This is a genomic window from Streptosporangium sp. G11 (assembly GCF_051192615.1).
In the GTDB taxonomy this organism is placed as follows: domain Bacteria; phylum Actinomycetota; class Actinomycetes; order Streptosporangiales; family Streptosporangiaceae; genus Streptosporangium.
In genome coordinates this window covers 1-1,244 of the sequence record NZ_JBPJUQ010000301.1, presented here as the reverse complement: position 1 = coordinate 1,244, position 1,244 = coordinate 1, and the positions used below count along the sequence as shown (strand labels likewise).

Annotated in this window: 1 protein-coding gene; it reads right to left on the bottom strand. The window is 66.2% G+C overall.

All coding sequences use genetic code 11. The features are described 5' to 3' along the window. Positions 1-38 precede the first annotated feature (38 nt). A protein-coding gene (locus tag ACSDR0_RS50695) for an IS3 family transposase (protein WP_435296147.1) occupies positions 39-1,192 on the bottom strand; the annotation gives its coding sequence in 2 pieces (ribosomal slippage) (positions 39-979 and positions 979-1,192; 1,155 coding nt in all). Positions 1,193-1,244 lie beyond the last annotated feature (52 nt).

The window sequence follows — 1,244 nt, the reverse complement described above, 5'->3', positions numbered from 1 at the left end:
GAGTTGCCCCGGTTTGGTAGACACATCAGGGCTTTCGACTACGCGGCAGCATAGTTGTCTTCGTGCGTGGGCTTGAGGGCTTGACGTCGCTCGTATTCGGCGGGGCTGAGCTGGCCGTTCGCGGAGTGACGGCGGCGCGGGTTGTAGAAGCCCTCGATGTAGGCGAACACCGCTCGTTCGGCTTGTGACCTGGTGTGGAAGGTGCGACGGTCGAGCAGTTCGCACTCCAGGGAGGCAAAGAAGCTCTCGGTGATCGCGTTATCGAAACAGGTGCCGGTGCGGCCGGTCGACAGACGCACCCCCGCCTGTTCACACCGGCGACCAAAGGCCACCGAGGTATATTGACCGCCCTTGTCGCTGTGATGAATCACCCCGGCGCCGGGGCGGCGCTGACTGATTGCCATCGCCAAGGCGTCGGTGACCAGTTCGGTGCGCATGTGCTCGGCCATCGCCCAGCCGACGATCCGCCGCGAGAACACATCCAGCACCACCGCCAAGTACAGAAAACCCTGCCAGGTCGGCACATACGTGATGTCGGCGGTCCAGAGCCGGTTCGGCTCATCGGCTTCGAACCTGCGCCGCACCAGGTCCGAGGCTGCGGCCGCCTTGCGGTCGGTGATCGTCGTGCGACAACCCCGACGCCGAGACACCCCGGCCAGCCCGGCCACGCGCATCAGCCGGGCCACCCGCTTGCGGCCGATACCGATGCCGTCGAGCTCGCGCAGGTCGGCATGGATACGCGGCGCCCCATAGATTCCATCGGACGCCTGATGGTGAGCGCGGATCTTGTCGGTCAGCTCCGCATCGCGACGGGCGCGAGCCGATGGGCCATGCCGCCGGCGGACCGCCCAGGTGTAGTAGCCCTGGCGCGACACACCCAGCACCCGGGCCAGAAGGGAGACGCCGTGGTGGTCTTTCTCCGCATGAATCAGCCGGAACCTCATCTCGGCCGATCCGTCTCCCGCGCGAAGAAAACCGCGGCCTTACGCAAGATCTCCTTCTCCTCCCGGAGAAGCTTGACCTCGCGGCGCAGCCGGGCCAGCTCATCCTTCTCGGCACTGGTCAAGCCGTCGGCGCGGCGGCCGTCATCCAGATCGGCCTGGCGCACCCAGACACGGATCGACTGCGCGGAGGGCTCAAACTCCTTGGCGAGCTCCTCCGGTGAGCGTCCCGCGCGCACCAGCTCCACCATCTGCCGGCGAAACTCCGGCGGATAGTTGTTCGGCACAGTGAACTCCTTCTTC